We start from the raw sequence: 24,112 nt of genomic DNA on the forward strand, positions 1-24,112 counted from the left end.
AGGCATTAACTTATTAACGAAGTCGCCTTAGCTCATCACAAGCATATCGTTTTTCATTAAGGGAGGGTGAGAATGGACGCAGACACCATTAACAGTTTTTTTCTTATAGGTGCGTTGTTAATCGCACTTAGCGTTCTTTTAAGCCCAGTTTCCTCTAAGTTGGGAATCCCAATTCTTTTGGTATTTTTAGCCGTTGGAATGCTGGCGGGGGAAGACGGTTTAGGCGGTATTTTATTTGATAATTTTTCGATCGCTTACTTGGTCAGTAACCTCGCATTAGCCATCATTTTGCTTGATGGTGGTATGAGAACACGGGTTGCCAGCTTTAGGGTGGCGTTATGGCCTTCGGTGTCTTTAGCAACGTTTGGGGTTGCAATCACCACTATTTTGACCGGGCTGATGGCAACGTGGTTATTCGACTTAGACTTGCTGCAAGGTATATTAGTTGGTGCGATTGTCGGCTCCACTGATGCCGCCGCGGTTTTTTCTCTACTCAAAGGTCGTAGTCTTAACGAACGTGTTGGCTCAACGCTGGAAATTGAATCTGGCACCAATGACCCTATGGCGGTGTTTCTGACTGTTACTCTGATTGCTATTTTAGCGAACCCAGATGCAGATTTGAGTGTGGGCTTTTTGGCGCTCAGTTTTCTTAAGCAGTTTGGTATTGGTGCTTTACTCGGTTTTGCTGGTGGCTGGATTTTGTGGAAGGTCATCAATCGTAATCAACTGCCGGATGGCTTATATTCGATTTTAACCGTCAGTGGTGGCTTGCTGATTTTCGCTTTATCTAATGCATTAGGTGGTAGCGGTATTCTGTCAATTTATCTGGTTGGTTTACTGTTAGGTAATCGTCCAACACGTAGCCGCCATTCCATTCTTCATGTTCTAGATGGCATGACGTGGCTAGCTCAAATCGGTATGTTCCTCGTGCTTGGTTTATTGGTTACGCCTTCCAACTTGCTTTCTATTGCGTTGCCTGGTTTGGCGTTGGCCTTTGGGATGATTTTATTTGCCCGTCCAATCTCGGTTTGGATCGGTTTACTGCCATTCAAGAGTTTCACACCACGTGAAAAGTGGTTTGTTTCTTGGGTGGGCTTGCGCGGTGCTGTCCCAATCATTCTGGCGGTATTTCCAATGATGGCAGGATTGCCAGATGCGCAGTTGTACTTCAATTTGGCGTTTTTCGTGGTAATGGTCTCTTTGATTGTGCAAGGTGGTACATTGACTAAAGCGATGTCTCTGGCGAAGGTAGAGCTGCCTTCTAAACCTGAGCCAATTTCACGAACTGGTGTGGAGATTTACCCTACCAGTGAGTGGGAGCTGTTTATCTATAAACTTAAAGCGGATAAATGGTGTATTGGTGAACCATTGCGTAGTCTTTCGATGCCGGATGGAACGCGCATCGCCGCAGTATTTCGCAATAAGGCGTTATTGCATCCGTCAGGCAGCACGCGCCTCGAGGAAGACGATACCTTGTGTGTGTTGGCGCAAGAAAAGGATTTGGATGCTCTGAGCTTGCTATTTAGTGAAGCGCCTGAGAAAGCGTCATTGGCACGATTCTTTGGTGATTTCTTCCTAGATATTGAAGTGAACCTTGCCGATATTGCGATGATGTATGGCCTGAACTTGGGCGATGAATCACTCGATAAAAGCTTAAGAAACCTTGTAGAAGAACAATTGGGGAGTACACCAGTGTTAGGGGACCAATTCGAGTGGCAAGGCTTGCAATGGATCATTGCCGATGTCGTTGACCAACAAGTCACCAAAGTAGGTATCCGTTTGCCAAGCGAGCAAAGCCTGCTCGCTGACGAGGAGTGAGTCTAGTCGTTCATCTCCGTTAGCATGATGACGGCTTGTGTGCGGTTTTTTACGCCGAGCTTGCGGAAAATCGCCGTCATATGCGCTTTGATGGTGGCTTCTGAAACATTCAATTCGTAGGCGATTTGTTTGTTCAGTAAGCCATCTGACAACATCCCCAACACCTTATATTGCTGTGGCGTTAGCGCGGCAATCTTCTCCGCTAAGTCATTACATGCCGCGTTATTGGTGATCAGCCCTTCAGGAAAATACGGGTCGCCATTGAGCACTTGATTGAGCGCATTCACCAATTCGCGCATATCGCTCGATTTAGGAATAAAACCAAACGCACCATGGCTTTTCACTTGTGTCACGATCGCTGGCTCTTCACTAGCCGATACGACGACGATTGGTAAGTCTGGGTGTTCTGCTCGCAAGTGAATCAAGCCAGACATACCATTTGCTCCTGGCATTTTGAGATCCAATAGCACCAAATCTGGCTCTTCTTCTCGCTCTAACAAAGCCAGCAGTGCGTCGAGTGAGTCCGCTTCCAGCAAATTTGCCCCACTGATTGCCATGTGGATAGATTGAAACAAGGCATTACGGAAGAGTGGGTGATCATCTGCAATGATGATGGTGTAGGTCGAATCCATGACGTTAAACACTTTTGACTATTTCGTTAAATTTATTATTGTCCAGCTTTGAGAGAGTGGACAATATTTATTCGCTAAAAGTCTGAACCAAATCGACTTTTATTAGGAAAATTGCATATAAGCGCAATTTTCTCATTCAAATCTGGGTAATAAAAAACGCCAGTGGTCATCACTGGCGTTTGAATATCTGATGATCAGAATTGTTGGATGTGCTCTAAGAAAGGCTCGGCTTGCATAAAACCGGTTAAACGCGCGTTTGAAACGTGTTCGCCATTCGCATCCCAGAACTCGATGGTTGGCAAGCCAAGTACGTTCATGTGTTTGAGTAACTCAATATCTTGCACTTGGTTCTTGGTTACATCAGCTTGCAGAAGAACAAAGTCTTTTAGCTTGGCTTCGACGCTTGGATCATGGAAGGTGTACTTCTCAAACTCTTTACACGCCACACACCAATCGGCGTAGAAGTCGAGCATCACAGGTTTGCCAGCTGCTTTGGCTAGCGCTAGTTGTTCTTCCAACTCTGCAACATTGGCAATGCGTGTAAAGCTTACGGAAGTTTGTTGAGCTTGCGTTGCGTTATTACCAAACCAGTAATTTAATACTGGCTGTGCTGACGCGAGCAAACCCAATACGGCGATGATGCCAACGGAGCTTTGTTTCCAGCCACCAAACTCCAAGCTGTTTTTCACATGATACAGCCAACCAAAGGCAGCGATGCCCAGTGTTGACCACAGAATTGTTGACCACATTTCTGGCATGATGCGTTCCAACAAGAAGATAGGCGCAGCAAGCAGAATAAAGCCGAACAGCGTTTTCACGCGGTCCATCCAACCGCCGGCTTTTGGTAGCAACTTGTTGCCAAATACCGCTACAAGGATCAACGGAATACCCATGCCCATCGCCAGCGCGTAAAGGGCGACCCCACCAGTGAGTAAGTCGCCACTTTGTGCGACGTAAAGCAGCGCACCAGAGAGTGGGGCGGTAGTACACGGAGAACAAACCAAGCCAGATATTGCCCCCATTGCAAACACGCCAGCACTGCTACCACCTTGCTGCTTGTTACTTAAGTTATTCAGCCACGTTTGCACGCTGCTTGGTAACTGCAATGAGTACAGACCAAACATCGACAGAGCTAATGCGATGAACAGTACACTCAAACCAATCAGCACATAAGGGTGTTGCATCGCCGCTTGGAACTGCATACCCGCAGACGCCACTACAAGGCCGAGCAGCGTGTAAGTCAGCGCCATGCCTTGTACGTAAACAAATGACAAACCAAGCGCACGACGTTGGCTCAGCTTGCCACTGCCAAGCACGATGCTGGTCAAAATTGGGTACATCGGCAGCACACAAGGGGTAAATGCTAGACCCACACCAAGTGCCAAAAACAACAACGGCGTCCACCACTTGTCGGCTAGATTCGCGGCTAAGCTATCTTGCTCACTGACTGGTACTGAAGTGGTGGTTGGTTTTGTTGCGGGCTGCACTTTTTCTGTCGTCGGTGCCTTGCCAGTCAGTGCTACGGTGTCGGAATTGGATGAAGAAAACGCGCTGATTGGAATCTCACGTGTTTCTGGTGGGTAGCAGAAGCCCGCTTTCGCACAGCCTTGATATTGCACAATGACACGTGCGCCCTCTTGCCAATTACTCAGTGGGATATTGACAAATAATGGTGTGGTATAGATATGAACATCACCAAAGAATTCATCTTTATGTGGCGTGCCGTTTTCCATTTGCAGTTCGCCCAGTGAGATGTTCTCACCAGACACAGATAAACGCTCTTGATACAGGTAATAACCATCGCGTACCTGCCAATCGAGCATCAATTTGTCGTCTTGCTGGTAGAAATTAAACGGAAATGCCTGATCGACCGGAACAAAGCTGTCGCTGCTGCTACCAAAACTGTTGTTCTGGCTATTGGTAAACTGGTCTTTGCCAAATAAAGCTAAAGACGGAGTGGAAAAGGTAATGAGCCCTAAGAGTAAAACGGAAAGTAATGCGCGCATAAAAGAGTCAATTCATCTTAGATAATTGCCGTTAGTGTAACTCAATCAGACCCGGAGGCGAGTCAATAAGTTTCATGAAAATGAAGATTTATTGAGCATAAATCAAGACAACAGGCAATAAAAAAGGGAGCCGAAGCTCCCCGAGTAAGACTCTGTTTCTACTAGATCAGTAGACCACCGAATGCGAAGCCAAGGGCTACCGCAGAAGCGATGGTTACCACACCAGGTACAAAGAATGGGTGGTTGAATACGTACTTACCGATACGAGTTGAACCCGTGTCGTCCATCTCAACCGCTGCTAGAAGCGTTGGGTAAGTTGGCAGTACGAATAGCGCACTTACTGCTGCGAAAGATGCAACTGCGGTAAGTGGTGCCACACCGATTGCTAGTGCTGCTGGCATCAGCGCAACCGTGGTTGCACCTTGCGAGTAAAGCAGCATTGAAGCGAAGAATAGAACAAGTGCTAGCATCCATGGGTAGTCTGCTAGTAGCGCACCAGCCACTTCTTTGATGCCGTCAACGTGCGCGTTAACGAAGGTAGAACCTAGCCATGCCACACCAAGAACACACACACATGCTGTCATACCAGAGCGGAATGTTGCTGCTGCTGGGATTTTGCCAGCGTCGATTTTACAGCTCATTACGATAGCCGCTGCGGCTGCTAGCATTACCGTCATGATAGCTTCGTTACGACCTAGAGCAGGGTTCTCGATAAGGCCAACAGAGCCAGAAATTGCTGCTGCGTAACACACTACGAATGCGATTGCGCCTAGGAAGATGAACGTCGCTTTCTTCGCTGTTGGTAGGATTTCGCGTTTTGCTTCTGTATTTAGCTTGATTAAGCCTTTTTCTAGACGCTCTTGGTATTCAGCATCGTCTTTTAGCTCACAGCCCATGAAGTTCGCCACGAACGCACCGATCATGCACGCGATGAACGTCGTTGGGATACAGATTGCTAGTAGTGTTAGGTAGTCAACGCCAAATGGGTGCAGCATTGCCGCAAACGCTACAACAGCCGCTGAGATTGGCGAGGCAGTGATCGCGATTTGCGATGCGACAACCGCAATAGACAGAGGACGAGAAGGGCGCACACCTTGACCTTTCGCGACTTCTGCAATTACTGGCAAAGTAGAGAATGCCGTGTGGCCAGTACCCGCCATTAATGTCATTAGGTAAGTTACGATAGGCGCATAAAAGGTGATGCGCTCAGGATGCTTGCGCAAAAAGTTTTCAGCAACTTGCACCATCCAGTCTAAACCACCAGCCACTTGCATTGCTGCGATGGCCGTGATGACCGACATGATGATTAAAATTACGTCAACGGGAATGTAAGCTTGGCTTGTTGGTACGCCCAAGATCAAAGACAACGCAATGACCCCAGCACCACCGGCAAAACCAATGCCGATACCGCCGATTCTAGCCCCCAAATAGATGAAGAGCAGAACCACGAAGAGTTCGACCATGACCATATTGATACCTCTTTAGTTTTTATTTGATTCTGATTTTTTGAACACTCAGGAACAGGAGTAAATGCTCAGAGAATTAGAACCCAGTGGCCTAATGGCAATAAAAGCATATAAAAAATGTGGTTAACCGTATGAGAGCCTAAAAAAGGGGCCTGAGTGGCCCCCTTCGAATTAGTTATTACTCGTAGCGTTTCGCTTTGTAAGTTGGATGCATGAAGTTTTCTACTGACAAGATTTCATCAAGCTCTTCTGCGGTTAGCAGACCGCGCTCTAGCACAACTTCGCGAACACTCTTACCGGTTTCCGCACAAATCTTACCTACGATGTCACCTTCGTGGTGGCCGATGTATGGGTTTAGGTAAGTGACGATACCGATTGAGTTGTAAACGTAGTTTTCACAAGTCTCTTTATTGACTGTGATGCCGTCGATACATTTATCACGTAGGTTCACACACGCATTGTGTAGTAGAGAGATAGACTCAAACATGCTTTGTGCGATAACTGGTTCCATTACGTTTAGCTGTAGCTGACCGCCTTCTGCTGCGAAAGAAACCGTGTTGTCGTTACCTAGAACCTTGAAGCAAACTTGGTTTACTACTTCTGGGATAACTGGGTTTACTTTTGCTGGCATGATTGAAGAACCTGCTTGCATTTCAGGTAGGTTCAATTCATTTAGACCAGCGCGTGGGCCAGAAGAAAGTAGACGAAGGTCGTTACAGATCTTCGATAGTTTCACCGCTAGACGTTTTAGTGCACTGTGCGTCATTACGTATGCGCCACAGTCAGAAGTCGCTTCGATAAGGTCTTCTGCCGCTACAACGTCAAGGCCTGTTACTTCCGCTAGGTGTTTTACTGCAAGGGCTTGGTAGCCAGTCGGTGTATTTAGACCTGTACCGATTGCGGTTGCGCCTAGGTTGATTTCTAGGAGTAGTTTAGAGGTGTAATCTAGAGCACGAATCTCTTCGTTTAGTGTTACTGCCCAAGCGTGGAACTCTTGACCTACAGTCATCGGTACCGCGTCTTGTAGCTGAGTACGACCCATTTTCAGTACATCTTTAAACTCAATTGCTTTAAGTTCGAATGCGCCTTTTAGGTACTCAATTGCTTCCATTAGTTTGTGTACGCTGTTGTAAACCGCGATACGGAAACCCGTTGGGTACGCACAGTTGGTTGATTGGCTCTTGTTTACGTGGTCATTTGGGTTAACAAATTCGTATTGACCTTTCTCTTTACCCATTAGCTCAAGCGCAACGTTTGCGATCACTTCGTTCGTGTTCATGTTCACGGAAGTGCCCGCACCACCTTGGAATACGTCTGATGGGAACTGATCCATGCACTTGCCAGTTTCTAGGATCAAATCACACGCTTCGATGATGTAGTTTGCAACGTCTTTTGGAATCGCACCAAGTTCTTTGTTTGCCAACGCCGCTGCTTTTTTGGTCATTACCATACCGCGTACAAATTCTGGTACGTCAGAGATGGTCATATTAGAGATGTTGAAGTTCTCGATCGCACGTAGCGTATGAATACCGTAGTACGCATCTGCAGGGACATGACGTTGACCTAATAGATCTTCTTCAATACGAGTGGCTGGGTTTGCTGTTTTTGGAGCATCAGATAGGGTAGCCATAGCAGGATCCTTAGATGATAATTCTGATAATAAAGTTATTTATTAGCCATTTCTGCAATCTAGAATCCATTCATCAGAATTTTTGGCTGGAAAATCCGTCCTGACTTATGTGGCACATGATACTGCACCTAGCGCATAAAAATAGTAACTAGATCACCTTTTTCGTTTTTCATGAGTCAATAATTTGCAAAGTATGAACGGGTTATTAATAACCCTTTATGGGTACTCGATTTTCCTCGACAAACATGGGTTTTTAGAGTTCGAAATTAGCACTTTAAAAGCACGAAAAAATCGGTATGCAATTGAATGAAACACTCCACTACCACTTTTTCTGAGTAGGAAGAGACCAGTATGAACACGCTTTTTTACAACGATTCGTTTGAGCTTAGTCCGCTTTTACCATTACACTGAATTAAACAAAGGAGGGCGTGTGTTTCCTATCTTATTATTGGCGTTTATTTTTGTCCCGATCATTGAAATCGGCTTATTTATTCAGGTGGGCGGCTTTTTAGGTTTGTGGCCGACTATCGCATTAGTATTAATCACGGCATTTGTCGGTGCATCGTTGGTGCGCAGCCAAGGCATCCAAACTCTGATGTCGGTGCAGGGGCGTCTGGAACAAGGTGAAATTCCAGCCCAGCAAATTTTTGAAGGCGTAATGCTAGCGGTGGCTGGCGTGCTGCTGTTAACACCGGGCTTTATGACCGATGCTCTTGGTATGCTGGTGTTGCTTCCTGCGCCACGCGCTGCGATTGCCAAATACTTGATGAGTAAAATGGTGGTGAAAACCATGCATGGTGGTGGCTTCCAAGGTGGTTTCTCTAACCAAGGGCCATTTGAGCAAGACCCGTTCCGCCGTGACCCATTTAATTCCCAGTCAGACGATGGCAATACCTTTGAAGGGGAATACGAGCGTAAAGACGATGATGATCGCAACAAGCTCAACTGATTGAGTCAGAGAGTAAAGAAAACAAAAGGGCGCACGAGCGCCCTTTTTTGTGTTTGGAATTCGTGGGGCTTACAACGCGCCTTCAAATCCCATTTGACGCCATGCTTCAAAAGCAATGATCGCAACGGCGTTCGAAAGGTTTAGGCTACGCGCATCTGGCATCATTGGAATGCGGATACGCTGCTCCATTGGCAAGCTATCGATGATTTCAGCAGGCAAGCCACGAGTTTCTGGACCAAACATCAATACGTCGCCTGCTTGGTATTGCGCATCAACGTGGTGACCTGTGGTTTTGGTGGTGCAGGCAAACAATCGGTAGTTGCCTTGCTTCTCTTTCTCTAAATATTCTAAGAATGCTTGATAGTTCTTATGACGCGTTACGCGAGCTAAATCATGGTAATCCAAACCAGCGCGGCGGACTTTCTTCTCTTCAAGATCGAAACCCAGAGGTTCAATTAAGTGAAGGTTTGCACCGCAGTTGGCACAAAGTCGAATGATGTTGCCGGTGTTCGGCGCGATTTCTGGTTCGTATAAAGCGATATCAAACATGGTATTGAAATAGAGTTAGTCAAATAGAGGGGCAGTATATACCCAAGTCAGCAAGATATGCGAGATTCAGCAAGATTGACCTGGGTATGAAAGCAGGCATTAGCGCGGACGCTAATACCGTAAGTATCGATGCTCTTTATAATAGAGCGTGAGCGTAATTTTCTTCAACCGCTCGCCAGTTGACGACGTTCCACCATGCGTCAATGTATTCTGGACGACGGTTTTGGTAGCTGATGTAATACGCGTGCTCCCACACGTCAAGAGCGAGAATTGGCTCGCCGCGTACATCCACTACGTCCATCAGAGGGTTGTCTTGATTGCTGGTGGACGTAATGTGAATCTCACCATCTTTTACGATCAACCATGCAAAGCCAGAACCAAAGGTATTAATCGCGGCTTGGGCAAACGCTTCTTTAAATTGCGCAAAGCTACCAAATTTATCGTTAATTGCCTGAGCAAGTGCGCCTTGAGGCTCACCGCCACCGTTTGGTGACATGCAATTCCAATAAATGATGTGGTTGTAGTAGCCGCCGCCATTATTACGCACTGCAGGGCTGAGCTTAGAGATATTGTCAAAGATCTCGTCTAATGACTGAGTTTCGAGCTCGCTCCCTTCAACGGCACTTACGAACTTATCGAAATAAGTCTTGTGATGTTTGCTGTAATGCACTTCCATGGTTTTCGCGTCGATGTACGGCTCTAGTGAATCGTACGGGTAAGGCAGAGCGGGAAATGTATGTGACATAGTAAATCCTCCTTAATTGGAAAATTCACTTTAATGCTAACGATAATTATTATCAACTTTGATCTTTGTAAGGGTATTCGAAGGCGTTCCCACCCAATTTCTAAAGTGAAGATGAAGCCGTGAATCTCTCACTCTAGAAATAGGGTGTGGCTTACTGTTAGCTCATCGGCTTGAAGTTAACGATTGATAGGTAAGGTGATACTCATGCGCAATCCGCCTAACGGACTTCGACTGGCGACGATCGTTCCACTGTGCTGGCGGATGGCACTTTCGGTAATGGTTAGGCCGAGACCCGTGCCGCCGGAGTGGCGATCGCGGGCAGTCGAAACGCGATAAAACGGGCGAAAAATCGCGGCTAATTCTTCTTCTGGAACGCCCTCGCCATTGTCATCAACCGTGATATGCAGCGTATCATCATCGGCCTTGATGTCGATTTTCACCTCATCTTTCCCGTAATAAATGGCGTTACGAACGATGTTTTCCACCGCACTCATCAGCAGTTTAGGATTGCCGGAGATACTTCGTTTTGGCAGTTCAGAATAGTGTAGGTGCTTACCCATTTGCTCAGCTTCAAACTGCGCATCTTTAATTATCTCTTCCCACAAACTTTCCAGTGGCTGCGTTTCGCGAGTCATATGGCTGTTCGCCTGCATGCGAGACAGTTCAAGCAATTCGCTGATCATCTGTTCCAGGCGCTGCGCTTCGGTATCGATACGAGTCAGTTCTGGGCTTTCACCCTGCTTACGCGTCGCTAATGCGCTCGCCATACGTAGGCGAGTTAAAGGTGAGCGTAACTCGTGAGAGATGTCGGATAGCAGGCGTTGCTGTCCTGAAATCATCTGATTGACCGCCTCGACCATCTGGTTGAAGCTGCTGCCAGCTTGACGAAACTCTGCCGTGCCTTTTTCTAAATTTGGGTCTGTGACAAATTCGCCTTTCGCGACACGTTGAGCGGCGGCTTCAAGACGCCGCGCTGGCTGACTTAGTGCCCATGCAAGCCATAACAGCAATGGTGTACTAACCAGCATGACCGCGAGCAATAGCTGGAATGGGTGATCAAACAGACGCAAGAGTAGTGGTGGTGGCTCATTCCACTTGAAGCCCACATACATCAAGATATCGGAGCCAGCCAAAGTAATTGGGATTGGACCTGCAATCATGTATCGACCATACAGTTTCTGCTTTGGCTGGTTGTAATCTTCGATACTGGTGACAAAGTTTTGCATGGCACGCAATTGGAAGTTACTGCGTTTTTCTGTCGTAAGAACATTACCGCTGTAGTCAGAAAAAAATACGCGCGGACGAGGGTCATGCTTACCGTGACGGTTACCCTCGATACGAAATAGTATTCGTCCTAAATCAGTTTGCTGACGGTATTTTTGTTGGATTGCGTCACGCGTTTCTACCATACGTTTATAGTGCTCTTCTGGAATGTCGCGCGCTTTGCGAGGGTCCAAATGTGGCAGTGATAGCACGGCTATCAACACCAATAACATAGTGAACCAAAAAATGGCAAAGATGCGTCCATACAAGCTATTGATGTTTGGCAGTTTGATGCGTGATAGGCGCATTAATCCTCCTCAAGCAGCATATAGCCACGACCACGCAGGGTTTTGATTCGCGGCTTGCCATTGCTCTGATCTGGTAATTTTTTACGTAAGTTCGAAACATGCATATCGATCGCGCGATCAAAAGCGGCGAGTCGTTTACCAAGCACATCTAAGCTCAATGTTTCTTTAGTTAGCACTTGTCCTGGGTTTTGCACAAAGTGGGTCAACAGAGCAAACTCGGTTGCTGTGAGATCGAGCAACTGTTGATCGCAGTATGCTTCTTGTTTACCTGGGTAAAGACGGAGCTCTTGATACTCAATGCAATCGCTGTTTTTGGTGTTTTTCTGTGTGCTGCTGGTACGGCGTAAGATCGCACGGATACGAGCTAACAGTTCACGGTCACTAAAAGGTTTCGGTAAATAATCATCCGCGCCTAGCTCTAAACCGATCACGCGGTCAATTTCTTCCCCTTTAGCGGTCAGCATCAAGACAGGAGTTTCCCAGTTTTCACGCAAGCGTTTAAGGGTTTCCATGCCATTTAGCTTCGGCATCATGACATCCAACAAAATCAAATCAATCTTATCATTGACCGCAGCTAAGCCTACTTCGCCATCATTTGCTTCGCTGACTTCAAATCCTTCGAAACTGAGTACTTCTTTTAATAAGCTGGTTAGCTCGATATCGTCATCAATTAAAAGAATGTTTGCCATGGGGGCACCTATAGTAAGTTACCGATAGCTTAATATTACATTGGAATGATGTGCTGCGAAGAGGGTAAAAATCACTCTTTACGATTCTTTACGCTCCCTATACGTCGCTTTACCTAGTGGGTCGTATTCTATACTCAAGCGCTGTGAGAACAGCTCAGAAGAATCACTCACCTGTGTAAGGAATCAAATTATGAAATCTGCAAAAAAACTTGTGTTAGCTGCTGTTGTTCTACCTCTTACTCTTGGCGCAGCAAGCGCGCTCGCTTACGGTGGTAAAAACCATCATCAAGGCCCGCGTGATGAATGTGGCATGGGAATGGACCGCGGCATTATGCGTGATTTGAATTTGACGGATGCTCAAAAAGATCAGCTTAAGTCTTTCCGTGAAGCAAACCGCGCACAGATGAAAGGCAAATATTCTGAAAATCGCGAAGCCCGTATGGCTGAGCGACAAGCACACCACGCAAAAATGCAGTCACTCTTACTAGCGGATAGTTTTGATGAAGCGCAAGCGACCGCATTAGCAAAAGAAATGGTTGAACGCCAAACTGAGCACCGTGTGCAAATGCTAGAAAGAAAGCACCAAATGCTGAGCGTATTAACGCCAGAACAAAAAGCAGAGTTTGTGAAGTTGCAAAATGAACGCATGCAAGAATGTGGCGACAGAATGCATAAGCGCATGGAAAAATACCGCAATAATTAAGTCATGAATTGATGTTATATAAAGAGGCAGCCATTGGTTGCCTCTTTTTTGATCTGGTTATTTCATGGGCATTCAATATACTCAACGTATGGTTTGAGTTAACTCTTTGATTATGAAACAGCAATATGCACGTTTAGTGACGACCGCAGCTTGGACTGCAACTATTGTGGCGACTCTTCTCTTGATTGTAAAAGTCATCACGTGGTGGGTAACCGGCTCAGTTAGCCTATTGGCATCACTGATCGACTCAATGTTGGATATCGCCGCGTCGGTGGTAAATCTCGTTGTTGTCCGTTATGCCTTACAACCAGCAGACCGCGAACATACGTTTGGGCATGGTAAAGCTGAGTCTCTAGCGGCCTTGGCTCAGGCGATGTTTATTTCGGGGTCGGCGGTATTTTTGATCCTGAACGGGATTGACCGATTTTTCCGTCCACACGCACTGCATGCGCCGGAGCTCGGTGTTTATGTATCGCTGTTTGCGATTGTGGTCACACTTGGCTTGGTGATGTTCCAAAAACATGTGGTACGCGTGACAGGGAGCCAAGCAATCGCGGCGGATTCTCTGCATTATCAGACTGATTTGTATATGAACGCTGCGATCATGGTGGCTCTGGGACTCAGCTACTTTGGCGTGACGCAAGCGGATGCGGTGTTTGCGATTGGCATTGGTGTCTTCATTCTTTACAGCGCCTTCAAAATGGTCAGCGAAGCGATTCAGACGTTATTAGACCGAAAGCTACCGGATTCCGAATTGGAGCAAATCCGTAATGAATGTTTGAATGTGAAAGGGGTTCTTGGGGTTCATCAACTGCGCACCCGTATGTCAGGGCCGACACGCTTTATTCAGTTGCACTTGGAGCTAGACGATAACTTACGTTTAATCGAAGCGCACTATATTGCCGATAAAGTTGAGGAAAACCTTTTAGCTTTGTTTCCTGATGCGGATGTTTTGATCCATCAAGATCCATTGTCTGTCGTTTTTGGGCCAGAGAAAGAGCAAAAAGCGCAAGATTGGTAGGGCTCGAAAAATCCATAAGTGCCTGACGACAAACAGGCACTTATTGACTATCTTTCCATCAATACTTATTAAGATTCGTGATCCTGATGTGAATCAACAAAGTTTCATAGAGAAACTGTAATACTCTTACATAAGTAGAAAAGTTACATAAAAAAGTGCGTTTTCATTGGTAATCCTGTAGAGGAAATGTAACATAACGCACAGTTCTGGATTATGCAGGTTGCTTGGTAACAAGGGGCCTAAAAGAAAATTAAATAATTGATTGCCAAAGATCGAGGGTGAGCATGATTAAGAAGATCGGTGTTTTAACAAGTGGCGGTGACGCACCTGGTATGAACGCGGCGATACGCGGCGTAGTACGTACAGCACTATCCGAGGGATTGGAAGTATTCGGTGTGTACGACGGCTACCTAGGCCTATATGAAGGCCGCATCGAGAAGCTAGATCGTTCTAGCGTTTCAGATGTGATCAACAAAGGTGGTACGTTCCTAGGTTCTGCACGTTTCCCTGAATTTAAAGAAGTGGAAGTGCGTGAAAAAGCGATTGAGAACCTGAAAAAACATGGTATCGATGCGCTAGTCGTGATCGGTGGTGACGGTTCGTACATGGGTGCGAAGAAACTGACTGAAATGGGTTACCCATGTATCGGTCTACCAGGCACAATCGACAACGATATCGCTGGTACTGACTACACAGTGGGCTACCTAAGTGCACTAAACACAGTTATCGATGCAATCGACCGTCTACGTGATACTTCTTCATCTCACCAACGTATTTCAATTGTAGAAATCATGGGTCGTCACTGTGGTGACCTAACTCTGATGTCTGCAATCGCGGGTGGTTGTGAGTACATCATCACTCCAGAAACTGGTCTAGACAAAGACAAGCTGATCAGCAACATCCAAGACGGCATCGCAAAAGGTAAGAAACACGCAATCATCGCGTTGACTGAGCTAATGATGGATGCCAATGAACTGGCTCGTGACATCGAAGCGGCGACAGGTCGTGAAACTCGTGCAACAGTACTTGGTCACATCCAACGTGGTGGTCGTCCAACGGCATTTGACCGCGTTCTAGCATCTCGCATGGGTAACTACGCTGTTCACCTATTGATCGAAGGTCATGGTGGTCGTTGTGTCGGTATCGTGAAAGAGCAACTTGTTCACCACGACATCATCGACGCGATCGAAAACATGAAGCGTCCAGTACGCAACGATCTATACAAAGTTGCTGAAGAACTGTTCTAAGCAAGTTTGAAATAGATAAAGAAAAACCGCGGCTTTCCGCGGTTTTTTTGTATTTGAGTATCAGCCAAAGGAAGCTGAGGGATCGGACAGAATCTTACGAAGCGCCGCTCTGTTCAATGAGCGTCAATTTACGTTCGCGCAGTGCAAACATATAGCCCAGTAGGCCACCTAACGTATTCCCCACAGCGATACCTATAAACAAGCCTTCAATACTGTAAATCTGGCTTCCGATCCATGCTGATGGCAGGGTAAACACGAACAGACGCATAAAGCTCCATTGGAATGCTCGTAATGGTTTGTGCATCGCATTCAAACCACTGATTAACATCATCACAATGCCTTGAAAACCATAACTGAACGGCACCACAAGCAGGTAATGCCACAGCAGATTTTTTACCGCTTCTTCCTGCGAGAACAATGCCGCTAGAGGAATACTCAATGGCACCATCATCAAGAAGATAAACCCTTGGAACACCACCGCAAAACGCATGCTGATAAATAAGCCGGAAAAGGCGCGTTGAGGGTTTTTCGCCCCTAAGTTTTGTGCCATGAATGGCGTGAGTGCTGAGGTCAGAGACATCAAGACTAGGATCAAAATAGACTCAATACGCTGCGCCGCACCGTAAGCCGCAACTGCTGCCGTACCGTGGTTGGATAACAGCATCATCAGAATGGCACCGGACAATGGATTCATCGCGTTCGACAGTGCGGCAGGAGTGCCGATTTTTAAAGTTTGCTGCCAATCTTGTTTCAGTAAGGACCATTGGGGTTGAGCGAGCAACTTTTCGCGTTTAACTAGCACATAGAATGAGCCACATAGTGCACCTAACCAGCTAAAAGCACTGGCTATTGCCGCCCCTTGGATGCCAAGCTCGGGGAATGGGCCAAGTCCGAAGATCAGTAGTGGATCGAGCATGCCGTTAATCAAGCCCGCCAACATCATGATTTTGGCAGGTGTTTTTGTATCCCCAGATGCTCGTATCGCGCTATTGCCCGCCATTGGGATCACCAACAATGGAATGGTGAGATACCACACCTGCATGTACTCTTCGATGAGTGGAATTAGGTCGTCGGCTGCGCCAAGAAAGCGGAACAGTGGTGCAATAGTGGCAAAGCCAATCGAAGAGGCGATAGCCACGAGTAACACCGCTAACAACAAACCGTGAGTGGTAAACCGAGCGGCTTGTGGGGCGTGACCTTGTCCAAGTAAGCGACCAATATTGGTCGATAGACCCATCCCTATTCCCATCGTGATGCAGTTAACCGCAAAGGTTACAGGGAAGGTATAGCTGATCGCCGCTAGTGCTTGAGTACCAAGCAACGAGATAAAAAACGTGTCCACCAAGTTAAACATCAAAATCGCGATCATGCCCATGGTCATGGGGACGGTCATTTTCCGCAGCGTTTCAGGAATGGGTGCGGTCAACAAACCATGCTTATCGGTCGCTTGGGGTTCCAGCTTGTTATTTTCCTGCATGTATGACAACTATGTGGTGAGCAAACTGCAAGGATACAAGAAAGCGAGATGCTGGGCGAGTGAGCATTTCGAACGCAAACCGTTGCTTAGTTGTTCGTTATTTTAACTAAGTCACAAAAATTTTGTGCCACCCCCTTGGGATCGCTGCTTCGACCCCTTATATAGGGATCACGTGTCTGGGGCTACAGTCCCTAAGGACAATTATCAAATAAACATGGAAATTTTCAGGAGAGACGACCGATGAACATTCGTCCATTACATGACCGAGTTATCGTTGAACGTAAAGAAGTTGAATCTAAGTCTGCTGGTGGCATCGTTCTCACTGGTTCTGCTGCAGAAAAATCAACTCGCGGTGTTGTTCTAGCTGTGGGTAAAGGCCGCATCCTAGAAAACGGCACAGTACTGCCGCTGGACGTTAAAGTTGGTGATACTGTTATCTTCGCTGAAGGTTACGGTACAAAAACTGAAAAAATCGACGGTAAAGAAGTGCTTGTCATGTCTGAAAACGACATCATGGCGATCGTTGAATAATAGCAATCATTGAGTAATTTTTTGCTCAGATTCAATTACGAAATTACACACAAAGAATTTTAGAAAGGAAATCAAAGATGGCTGCTAAAGACGTTAAATTTGGTAATGACGCACGAGTTAAAATGCTAGAAGGTGTAAACGTTCTGGCTGACGCAGTAAAAGTAACACTGGGTCCAAAAGGACGTAATGTCGTTCTAGACAAATCTTTTGGTGCACCGACTATCACGAAAGATGGTGTATCAGTAGCGCGTGAAATCGAGCTGGAAGATAAATTCCAGAACATGGGCGCACAAATGGTTAAAGAAGTTGCGTCTAAAGCAAACGACGCGGCAGGTGACGGTACAACAACAGCAACAGTACTAGCACAATCTATCGTAAACGAAGGTCTAAAAGCAGTCGCAGCGGGTATGAACCCAATGGACCTTAAGCGTGGTATCGACAAAGCAGTAGCAGCAGCAGTAGAGCAACTAAAAGAGCTTTCTGTTGAATGTAACGACACGAAAGCGATCGCACAGGTTGGTACTATCTCTGCAAACTCAGACGCAAGCGTAGGTAACATCATTGCTGAAGCAATGGAGCGTGTGGGCCGTGATGGCGTTATCACTGTTGAAGAAGGTCAGGCGCTACAAGATGAGCTAGACGTAGTTGAAGGTATGCAGTTCGACCGCGGTTACCTATCTCCTTACTTCATCAACAACCAAGAGTCAGGCAGTGTTGATCTAGAAAACCCATTCATCTTGCTAGTTGATAAGAAGATCTCAAACATTCGTGAACTTCTTCCAACGCTAGAAGCTGTAGCGAAAGCGTCTCGTCCACTGCTTATCATCGCAGAAGATGTAGAAGGCGAAGCGCTAGCAACATTGGTTGTCAACAACATGCGTGGCATCGTGAAAGTTGCAGCGGTGAAAGCACCTGGCTTCGGTGACCGTCGTAAAGCAATGCTACAAGACATCGCTATCCTAACAGGCGGCACTGTGATTTCTGAAGAAATCGGTCTAGAGCTTGAAAAAGTAGCACTAGAAGATCTAGGTCAAGCGAAGCGTGTTTCTATCACGAAAGAAAACACGACTATCATCGATGGTATCGGTGAAGAAGAGATGATCTCTGGTCGCGTAGCTCAAATTCGTCAACAAATCGAAGACGCAACCTCAGATTACGACAAAGAGAAACTACAAGAGCGCGTAGCGAAACTGGCTGGCGGTGTTGCAGTAATCAAAGTTGGTGCAGCAACTGAAGTTGAAATGAAAGAGAAGAAAGACCGTGTAGAAGATGCGCTAGCCGCAACTCGTGCAGCGGTTGAAGAAGGTGTTGTTGCTGGTGGTGGTGTTGCACTTATCCGCGCGGCATCTAAGATTGCTCACCTAACGGGTGACAACGAAGAGCAAAACGTTGGTATCCGCGTTGCACTACGTGCAATGGAAGCGCCAATCCGTCAAATCACGAAGAACGCAGGTGAGGAAGACTCAGTGGTTGCGAACAACGTGAAAGCGGGTGAAGGCTCTTACGGTTACAACGCGGCAACAGGCGAATACGGCGACATGCTAGAAATGGGTATCCTAGACCCAACGAAAGTAACTCGTTCTGCGCTACAGTTCGCAGCATCGGTTGCGGGTCTGATGATCACGACTGAAGCAATGGTTACTGACCTACCGCAAAAAGACGCACCAGCGATGCCTGACATGGGTGGCATGGGCGGTATGGGCGGTATGGGTGGCATGATGTAAGCCAGCTTATCTCTTTGCTCTAAGGGAATCCTTATAGCGGAAAGATAACCGACCAAACCTTTAAAAGTCGAGGCATTTGCCTCGACTTTTTTATGTGCGTTATCCGAGAAATATAGCATTCTGATGTGGCTTCGATTGTGAGAGGCGAGTTCAAGAAATGTCAGTGGAAAAACATGAAAATAGAAGCGATAAAATTTTTTCTTTTGAGTCAGATGGTTAAATCTGACCTACCGCTAACACTTTTTGAACGTGGATAGCGCAAAATCTGAACATTACACTATGTTGTAAATTGTTGCTTCCCATCATGGAGATGAAAATGAAAAAGCTTATGACGTCATTGGCGGTTGCAGCCGCTATCGCATCACCAGTTGCTCTTGCTGACAGTACACCTGTGATGTTCTCTACTATCGACAACACAAACGCACCTTCTAACTCGTCAGTTGGTGGTGTTCGTTTAGCCGTGTTGCATGGACAGGTGAATGAGGTTAAAGGTGTCGACTTTTCACTGCTTGGTATGTCAGAAACGGATCGTACGACAGGTGTGAACTTCGGTCTGTTTTTTGGTGCAGCAAAAGTAAATCAAGAAATGAAAGGCGCGTCTTTAGGCTTAGTTAACTGGAACCAAGGTCAGACGACGGGTGTTAACTTGGGTGCTGTCAACATTACGAACAACGTAAAAGGCTTGAACTGGAGCGCGGTGAACTATTCTGAAGGCTACACCATGGCGGATGTGGGCTTAGCGAGTATCTCTAAAAAGTCTAACTTCCAGTTTGGTTTCTTCAACATGACCGATCAAATTGATGGCGTACAAATTGGTCTTTTGAACTGTGCGGATAACGGTTTCTTCAAGTGTTTCCCACTCATCAACTTCGCTAAATAATCCCTGAGCAAGTCAGAATCTTTAGATACCGAAAGCCCTCGATATTCGTCGAGGGCTTTTTAATTACTGATGGGGTGAAGCGAGTTTACCGGCGCGTTAACTATTTAATTAAGCGGGATGAGGTTTTGCGTTGTTGAATTCTTTGGTGAACCCCTCGGCGCAATGCTTTGATGTGGTTTTCTGCTTTATCCACGCCCAGTAACACCGTTAAAGCCAGTAGGGTAATGACCACCGACTGCGTTAAATAACCCAAACCGATCATCAACCCTAATCCTGCCAGTACCCAAATAACCGCTGCGGATGTTACGCCGTGGATTTTTCCATCGAGTGTCATCATCACCCCTGCACCTAAGAAGCCGACGCCAGTAATAATCTGACCAAGCACGCGTGCTTGATCGAGTGTATTTGGCGATAACGATACTGCCATCGACATAAACAGGTAAGTGCCTGAAATAATAAGAATTGCCGTGCGAATGCCAACAGGTTTACCACGAGTTTGGCGTTCGATACCGATCATTAGCCCATTAATGGCGCAGCATAGTAGGGCAGGCCAGCTGAATGGGCCAAGATCGAAAATTTGTTCGAGTGCTGTATGCATCTTGACCTCCAAAAGAGCGGAGTATGCATAGACTTACCGTGCAAAGCGAACAAAAAGGAACGGTCGTGACGACAAATTTAATTGAGCGTCAGGACCTATTCTAAATGCAAATCCAATGGCGTTTTACTTGGCCTGCCACCAATTTCTCGTGTCAGTTTTGGTACCAGGTAACCCGATACACGCGTGATGAGTCCGCGCATAATGGCTTTTGCTTCTTCGTCCGAAATAAAGTAGTGCGCCGCGCCTTGCACCTTATCAAGAACGTGGAGGTAATAAGGCAAGATACCCGCGTCAAATAAGGCTTCACTTAACGCCACTTGAGCTTCTACCGAATCATTCACGCCTTTCAGCAGAACGCCTTGGTTTAGAAGCGTAACGCCTGCTCTTTTGAGCTTGAACATCTGTTCAGCAAATTCGTCATTGATTTCGTTGGCATGGTTGATGTGAGTCACGAGGATGATTTGTAACCTTGATGCTTGCAGCAGTTGGCATAGTTCATCAGTGACGCGAGCGGGAATCACCACAGGTAAACGGCTATGAATACGCAGACGTTTGATGTGAGGTATGTGAGCAATATGCTCTAAAAGCCAATGAATTTCATCGTCTTTTGCCATTAATGGATCACCACCTGAGAAGATGACTTCGTTCAACTCTGGTTGCTGCGCCATGTATTCTAAGCACTTTGTCCATGCCTGCTTGCCGCTTTTATTTTCTTGATATGGGAAGTGACGACGAAAACAGTAACGGCAATTTACCGCGCAGCCACCTTTGACGATCATTAAGGCGCGGTTGCGATACTTGTGTAGCAGACCAGGGACTTCATTATCCTGCTCTTCTAACGGATCGTTGGAATAGCCCGGATGTACTTCAAATTCATCACTTAATGGTAAAACCTGACGTAAAAGAGGGTCTTTAGGGTTGCCTTTCTCCATCCTATCGACAAAACTTTGCGGTACACGCTGTGCAAACAGCTTGCGCGCGGCAAACCCGTCTTGCCACGGTGAAGGATCTATTTCCAGTATTTCGAGCAATTTTGCAGGATCAGAGATCCCATTCGCCAACTGTTTGAGCCAGTTTTGCTCAACAGATTCGACTTTTCGGGTTATTATGTGCGGCATTGAATTTAGCTCTAAGAATGTAAGAGGAAAAAATGGCTACAGTTAGCACCAATGAATTTAAAGGCGGTCTTAAGTTAATGCTTGATAACGAGCCTTGTGTAATTCTGGAAAACGAATACGTTAAACCAGGTAAAGGCCAAGCGTTCAACCGCGTTAAAATTCGTAAACTTCTTTCTGGTAAAGTGCTAGAGAAAACATTCAAGTCTGGTGACACTTGTGAAGTGGCAGACGTAATGGATATCGACCTAGATTATCTATATTCAGACGGCGAATTCTACCACTTTATGAACAGTGAAACGTTTGAACAGATCGCAGCAGACGCAAAAGCGGTAGGTGACAACGCTAAGTGGTTGGTAGAAAACAACACTTGTATGATCACTCTTTGGAACGGTAACCCAATTACTGTTACTCCACCAAACTTCGTTGAGCTAGAAGTGGTAGACACAGATCCAGGCCTGAAAGGTGATACTCAAGGTACTGGTGGTAAACCAGCTACGCTATCAACTGGCGCTGTTGTTCGTGTTCCTCTGTTCATCTCAATTGGTGAAGTGATTCGCGTTGATACTCGTACGGCTGAATACGTAGGCCGTGTGAAGTAAGTACTTTAGATTGATTGTTTGAAAGGTCGCTTCGGCGGCCTTTTTTATTGCCTGTAATTCTCTCTTGAATGTTCCTGCATAGAAAATCGATATCCTCCGCAAATTTTCGATGATTTTGTATTATTCGTAAAAATCTTATTTATTTCATGAATCTGTCGATTATTCCTTAATGTAACATTTTGATACATTAGTTCTTGTTGTTGAGTTGCATAGCAATCTGATTTTTATCGATTTAACTCAGTAACAATCCAAAAAGGAGAACAAAATGGAAAGCAGAGGCTTAGGAAGGGGTTTAAAGGTGGAAGAAAGACGTCAGTTACTACACAAAGGATTGAAAGCTGCGGTGTTTGGCGTACCGCTGTTGGCAATAGGCTTAACGATTAATAGCTCTGTGCTGATGACCGATGCAGGTTACAGCTACGTGCATCAGAACAATATCACAGGTGAGTTGGATGTGTTTACTGAACCTGGCATTCATTTTCGCATGCCATTTCTGTCCAAAATCACCAAGTATGACCAAGTGATCACTGTGTCATTCGGTAACAGCAAGGGCGAAGATTTTTATCAACGTCTTGATGCGATTCAGGTTCGATTTGCCGACACCTACATTGGTCAGATCCCCGTAACATTCCGCTTTAAGCTCAGTAATGACCCTGAAGCGGTGAAGAAGATGCACAAAGAGTTCCGCAACAATAGTAACTTGATTGATGCGTTGCTTGTAAAGAACGCACGTAACGTGACGGTGATTACTGCAACCCAATACACGGGTGAAGAGTTTTTCCAAGGTGGTTTGAACCAGTTCAAATCGAAACTTGGCGATCAGTTGCGAGAGGGGATTTATCTAACAGAGCGACGTCAGGTTGAAGTGGAAGAGTTGGATCTTGCGCCTGTTGGGGCGAATCAGGCCAATGCGAACCAACTACAGCGTACCAATCAACTGGTTTGGAAAACGGTGCCAGTTGTAGATAAAACCGGGCAACCAATTCGTCAAGACAACCCGTTACAACAATACGGCATTCAAGTGACGCAGGTGACCATTGGTGATCCACAGCCAGAAAAGCAGTTAGATCAGCTATTGGCGGATAAAAAGCGTTTAGTGGCGGATCGTATTCGCGCGATTCAGGAACAAGAAACGTCGAAAGCACAGGCGGAGACCGAGCAGTTACGCAAAGAGATTCAACGAACACGTGAAGTGCAAGACGCTCAGCGTGGTAAAGAACTCGCTATTATTGCTCAGCAAAAAGAAGTGGAAGTTGCACGTCAGATTGCAGAGCGTGAAATCGTTGAAGTGGAAAAAACCAAACGACTTGCTGAAGTCGAGAAGGAGAAAGAGCTAGCTATCGCAGAGGCTAACTTAGCCATTCAAAAGGCGAACGCACTTTCTGCTGAGTTTGAAGCGAAAGCGATATTAGCGAAAGGTCGTGCAGAATCTGAGGTCCTAAAAGCGAAGTACTCGGCGTTAGGGGCAAACCGTGAAGTTTATTTGGCAGAGTTGAATCGAGACGTAGCGAACTCGTTGTACAACAACTTGCAAAACTTCCAAGTTCAGATGCCACAAAACTACATTGGTGGTAGCGAAGAAACGGGCTTGAAAACAAACCTAGATGTGATTACTGGCTTTGGTGCCCTGGGTCTTATGGACCAAACGAAGAAGGTCATACAGCAATAAGATCATGGGTGGTCAAAAGCTTAAAAAGCAAAAAGATCATGGGTAACCCAAAGCAATAAAAAAAGCTGGCATAGAGCCAGCTTTTTCTTTTTAGTCAGTATCTTAAATCATGAAGATAAAGATAACGGCTAGTGCAGTAATGAGGCCTGCAAATGCATAGCATGCAATTTTACCTATCACACCAGTGTGGAATTTAAGGTCGTGCATGCCGTGGTGTACACGGTGCATCGCATGCCACATTGGTAGAGCTAGGGTGCCAATGATGAATAGCGCACCGATGATACTGGTTGCGAATTCGGAGACACGCTCGTAGCTCATCGCTTCTGCATCAATCACGCCTAGTGGGACCAAGATACCTAGCACCAATACCGTGATTGGCGTGATCATCGCGAACCAAGTACCGCCAGCACCAAATAGACCCCACCAGATTGGCTCATCAGAACGTTTTGGTGATGTGTTTACACTATAATTCGGTTTCATGCTCAGCTCC

General features: G+C 46.2%; 22 protein-coding genes. 10 read left to right on the forward strand and 12 right to left on the reverse strand.

What is annotated here, in order from left to right:
• The first annotated feature begins 72 nt into the window (after positions 1–72).
• Positions 73–1,818, forward strand: coding sequence for a potassium/proton antiporter (locus tag ACWPOD_RS20955; protein ID WP_047010251.1), 1,746 nt, complete (start codon positions 73–75; stop codon positions 1,816–1,818).
• A gap of 2 nt (positions 1,819–1,820) precedes the next feature.
• Here the strand turns inward: ACWPOD_RS20955 and ACWPOD_RS20960 are convergent, their stop codons facing one another.
• From ACWPOD_RS20960 to aspA, 4 genes are all read right to left on the reverse strand, one after another.
• On the reverse strand, positions 1,821–2,450 hold the full coding sequence (locus ACWPOD_RS20960) for a response regulator (RefSeq protein ID WP_005397542.1): 630 nt from the start codon (positions 2,448–2,450) through the stop codon (positions 1,821–1,823).
• Positions 2,451–2,644: 194 nt separating this feature from the next.
• A complete protein-coding gene (locus tag ACWPOD_RS20965; protein ID WP_456232188.1) occupies positions 2,645–4,456 on the reverse strand; it encodes a protein-disulfide reductase DsbD in 1,812 nt (603 codons plus the stop codon).
• A 161-nt stretch (positions 4,457–4,617) separates the two neighbouring features.
• Complete coding sequence (locus ACWPOD_RS20970) at positions 4,618–5,925, reverse strand: anaerobic C4-dicarboxylate transporter (protein WP_005382378.1); 1,308 nt, start codon at positions 5,923–5,925, stop codon at positions 4,618–4,620.
• 175 nt (positions 5,926–6,100) lie between these two features.
• On the reverse strand, positions 6,101–7,552 hold the full coding sequence (gene aspA / locus ACWPOD_RS20975) for an aspartate ammonia-lyase (protein WP_005397540.1): 1,452 nt from the start codon (positions 7,550–7,552) through the stop codon (positions 6,101–6,103).
• Positions 7,553–7,982: 430 nt separating this feature from the next.
• On the opposite strand from aspA, the gene ACWPOD_RS20980 reads away from it, so the two are divergent.
• Positions 7,983–8,501, forward strand: coding sequence for an FxsA family protein (locus ACWPOD_RS20980; protein ID WP_053807754.1), 519 nt, complete (start codon positions 7,983–7,985; stop codon positions 8,499–8,501).
• Positions 8,502–8,570: 69 nt separating this feature from the next.
• Here ACWPOD_RS20980 and trmL read toward each other — a convergent pair whose 3' ends face one another.
• The 4 genes from trmL to ACWPOD_RS21000 all read right to left on the reverse strand — a co-directional run bounded on the left by trmL (position 8,571) and on the right by ACWPOD_RS21000 (position 12,055).
• Positions 8,571–9,050, reverse strand: a complete 480-nt coding sequence (gene trmL, locus ACWPOD_RS20985; RefSeq protein ID WP_005382381.1) for a tRNA (uridine(34)/cytosine(34)/5-carboxymethylaminomethyluridine(34)-2'-O)-methyltransferase TrmL — start codon at positions 9,048–9,050, stop codon at positions 8,571–8,573.
• 136 nt (positions 9,051–9,186) lie between these two features.
• Complete coding sequence (locus ACWPOD_RS20990) at positions 9,187–9,795, reverse strand: superoxide dismutase (RefSeq protein ID WP_005397537.1); 609 nt, start codon at positions 9,793–9,795, stop codon at positions 9,187–9,189.
• Between the two features lie 176 nt (positions 9,796–9,971).
• The gene (gene cpxA / locus ACWPOD_RS20995; protein WP_301657786.1) at positions 9,972–11,366 is read right to left on the reverse strand and encodes an envelope stress sensor histidine kinase CpxA; all 1,395 of its coding nucleotides are present in this window, start codon (positions 11,364–11,366) and stop codon (positions 9,972–9,974) included.
• Positions 11,366–12,055 (reverse strand): response regulator, encoded by a 690-nt coding sequence (locus ACWPOD_RS21000; protein ID WP_456232189.1) that lies wholly within the window; start codon positions 12,053–12,055, stop codon positions 11,366–11,368. Before ACWPOD_RS21000 ends, cpxA begins: the two co-directional genes overlap by 1 nt.
• A gap of 190 nt (positions 12,056–12,245) precedes the next feature.
• Between ACWPOD_RS21000 and ACWPOD_RS21005 the strand changes: the two genes are divergently transcribed.
• From ACWPOD_RS21005 to pfkA, 3 genes are all read left to right on the forward strand, one after another.
• Entirely contained in the window at positions 12,246–12,758 is a 513-nt protein-coding gene (locus tag ACWPOD_RS21005) for a CpxP family protein (protein ID WP_256895328.1), read from the forward strand.
• Positions 12,759–12,870: 112 nt separating this feature from the next.
• Positions 12,871–13,779, forward strand: coding sequence for a CDF family cation-efflux transporter FieF (gene fieF / locus ACWPOD_RS21010; RefSeq protein WP_005397530.1), 909 nt, complete (start codon positions 12,871–12,873; stop codon positions 13,777–13,779).
• Between the two features lie 284 nt (positions 13,780–14,063).
• Complete coding sequence (gene pfkA / locus ACWPOD_RS21015) at positions 14,064–15,026, forward strand: 6-phosphofructokinase (protein WP_005397529.1); 963 nt, start codon at positions 14,064–14,066, stop codon at positions 15,024–15,026.
• Positions 15,027–15,120: 94 nt separating this feature from the next.
• Here pfkA and ACWPOD_RS21020 read toward each other — a convergent pair whose 3' ends face one another.
• Entirely contained in the window at positions 15,121–16,503 is a 1,383-nt protein-coding gene (locus tag ACWPOD_RS21020; protein WP_046874656.1) for an MATE family efflux transporter, read from the reverse strand.
• 240 nt (positions 16,504–16,743) lie between these two features.
• Between ACWPOD_RS21020 and ACWPOD_RS21025 the strand changes: the two genes are divergently transcribed.
• The 3 genes from ACWPOD_RS21025 (at position 16,744) to ACWPOD_RS21035 (ending at position 19,638) form a co-directional block, all read left to right on the forward strand.
• Positions 16,744–17,034, forward strand: a complete 291-nt coding sequence (locus ACWPOD_RS21025) for a co-chaperone GroES (protein ID WP_005381516.1) — start codon at positions 16,744–16,746, stop codon at positions 17,032–17,034.
• 77 nt (positions 17,035–17,111) lie between these two features.
• Positions 17,112–18,758, forward strand: a complete 1,647-nt coding sequence (gene groL / locus ACWPOD_RS21030) for a chaperonin GroEL (RefSeq protein WP_005381509.1) — start codon at positions 17,112–17,114, stop codon at positions 18,756–18,758.
• A 316-nt stretch (positions 18,759–19,074) separates the two neighbouring features.
• Positions 19,075–19,638 (forward strand): VC2662 family protein, encoded by a 564-nt coding sequence (locus ACWPOD_RS21035; RefSeq protein WP_005395435.1) that lies wholly within the window; start codon positions 19,075–19,077, stop codon positions 19,636–19,638.
• Positions 19,639–19,738: 100 nt separating this feature from the next.
• Here the strand turns inward: ACWPOD_RS21035 and ACWPOD_RS21040 are convergent, their stop codons facing one another.
• Together ACWPOD_RS21040 and epmB are read right to left on the reverse strand one after the other, a co-directional pair.
• Entirely contained in the window at positions 19,739–20,236 is a 498-nt protein-coding gene (locus tag ACWPOD_RS21040) for an MgtC/SapB family protein (RefSeq protein WP_005395427.1), read from the reverse strand.
• Between the two features lie 95 nt (positions 20,237–20,331).
• Positions 20,332–21,354 (reverse strand): EF-P beta-lysylation protein EpmB, encoded by a 1,023-nt coding sequence (gene epmB, locus ACWPOD_RS21045; RefSeq protein ID WP_005381502.1) that lies wholly within the window; start codon positions 21,352–21,354, stop codon positions 20,332–20,334.
• Between the two features lie 32 nt (positions 21,355–21,386).
• Between epmB and efp the strand changes: the two genes are divergently transcribed.
• Positions 21,387–21,953, forward strand: a complete 567-nt coding sequence (efp, locus tag ACWPOD_RS21050; RefSeq protein ID WP_005395425.1) for an elongation factor P — start codon at positions 21,387–21,389, stop codon at positions 21,951–21,953.
• 265 nt (positions 21,954–22,218) lie between these two features.
• Positions 22,219–23,622: an SPFH domain-containing protein gene (locus ACWPOD_RS21055; RefSeq protein WP_005395423.1), complete on the forward strand. Its 1,404-nt coding sequence runs from the start codon at positions 22,219–22,221 to the stop codon at positions 23,620–23,622.
• 102 nt (positions 23,623–23,724) lie between these two features.
• Here the strand turns inward: ACWPOD_RS21055 and frdD are convergent, their stop codons facing one another.
• Positions 23,725–24,102 (reverse strand): fumarate reductase subunit FrdD, encoded by a 378-nt coding sequence (gene frdD / locus ACWPOD_RS21060; protein ID WP_005395421.1) that lies wholly within the window; start codon positions 24,100–24,102, stop codon positions 23,725–23,727.
• Between the last annotated feature and the right edge of the window lie 10 nt (positions 24,103–24,112).

The organism is Vibrio sp. JZG120, from assembly GCF_053890955.1.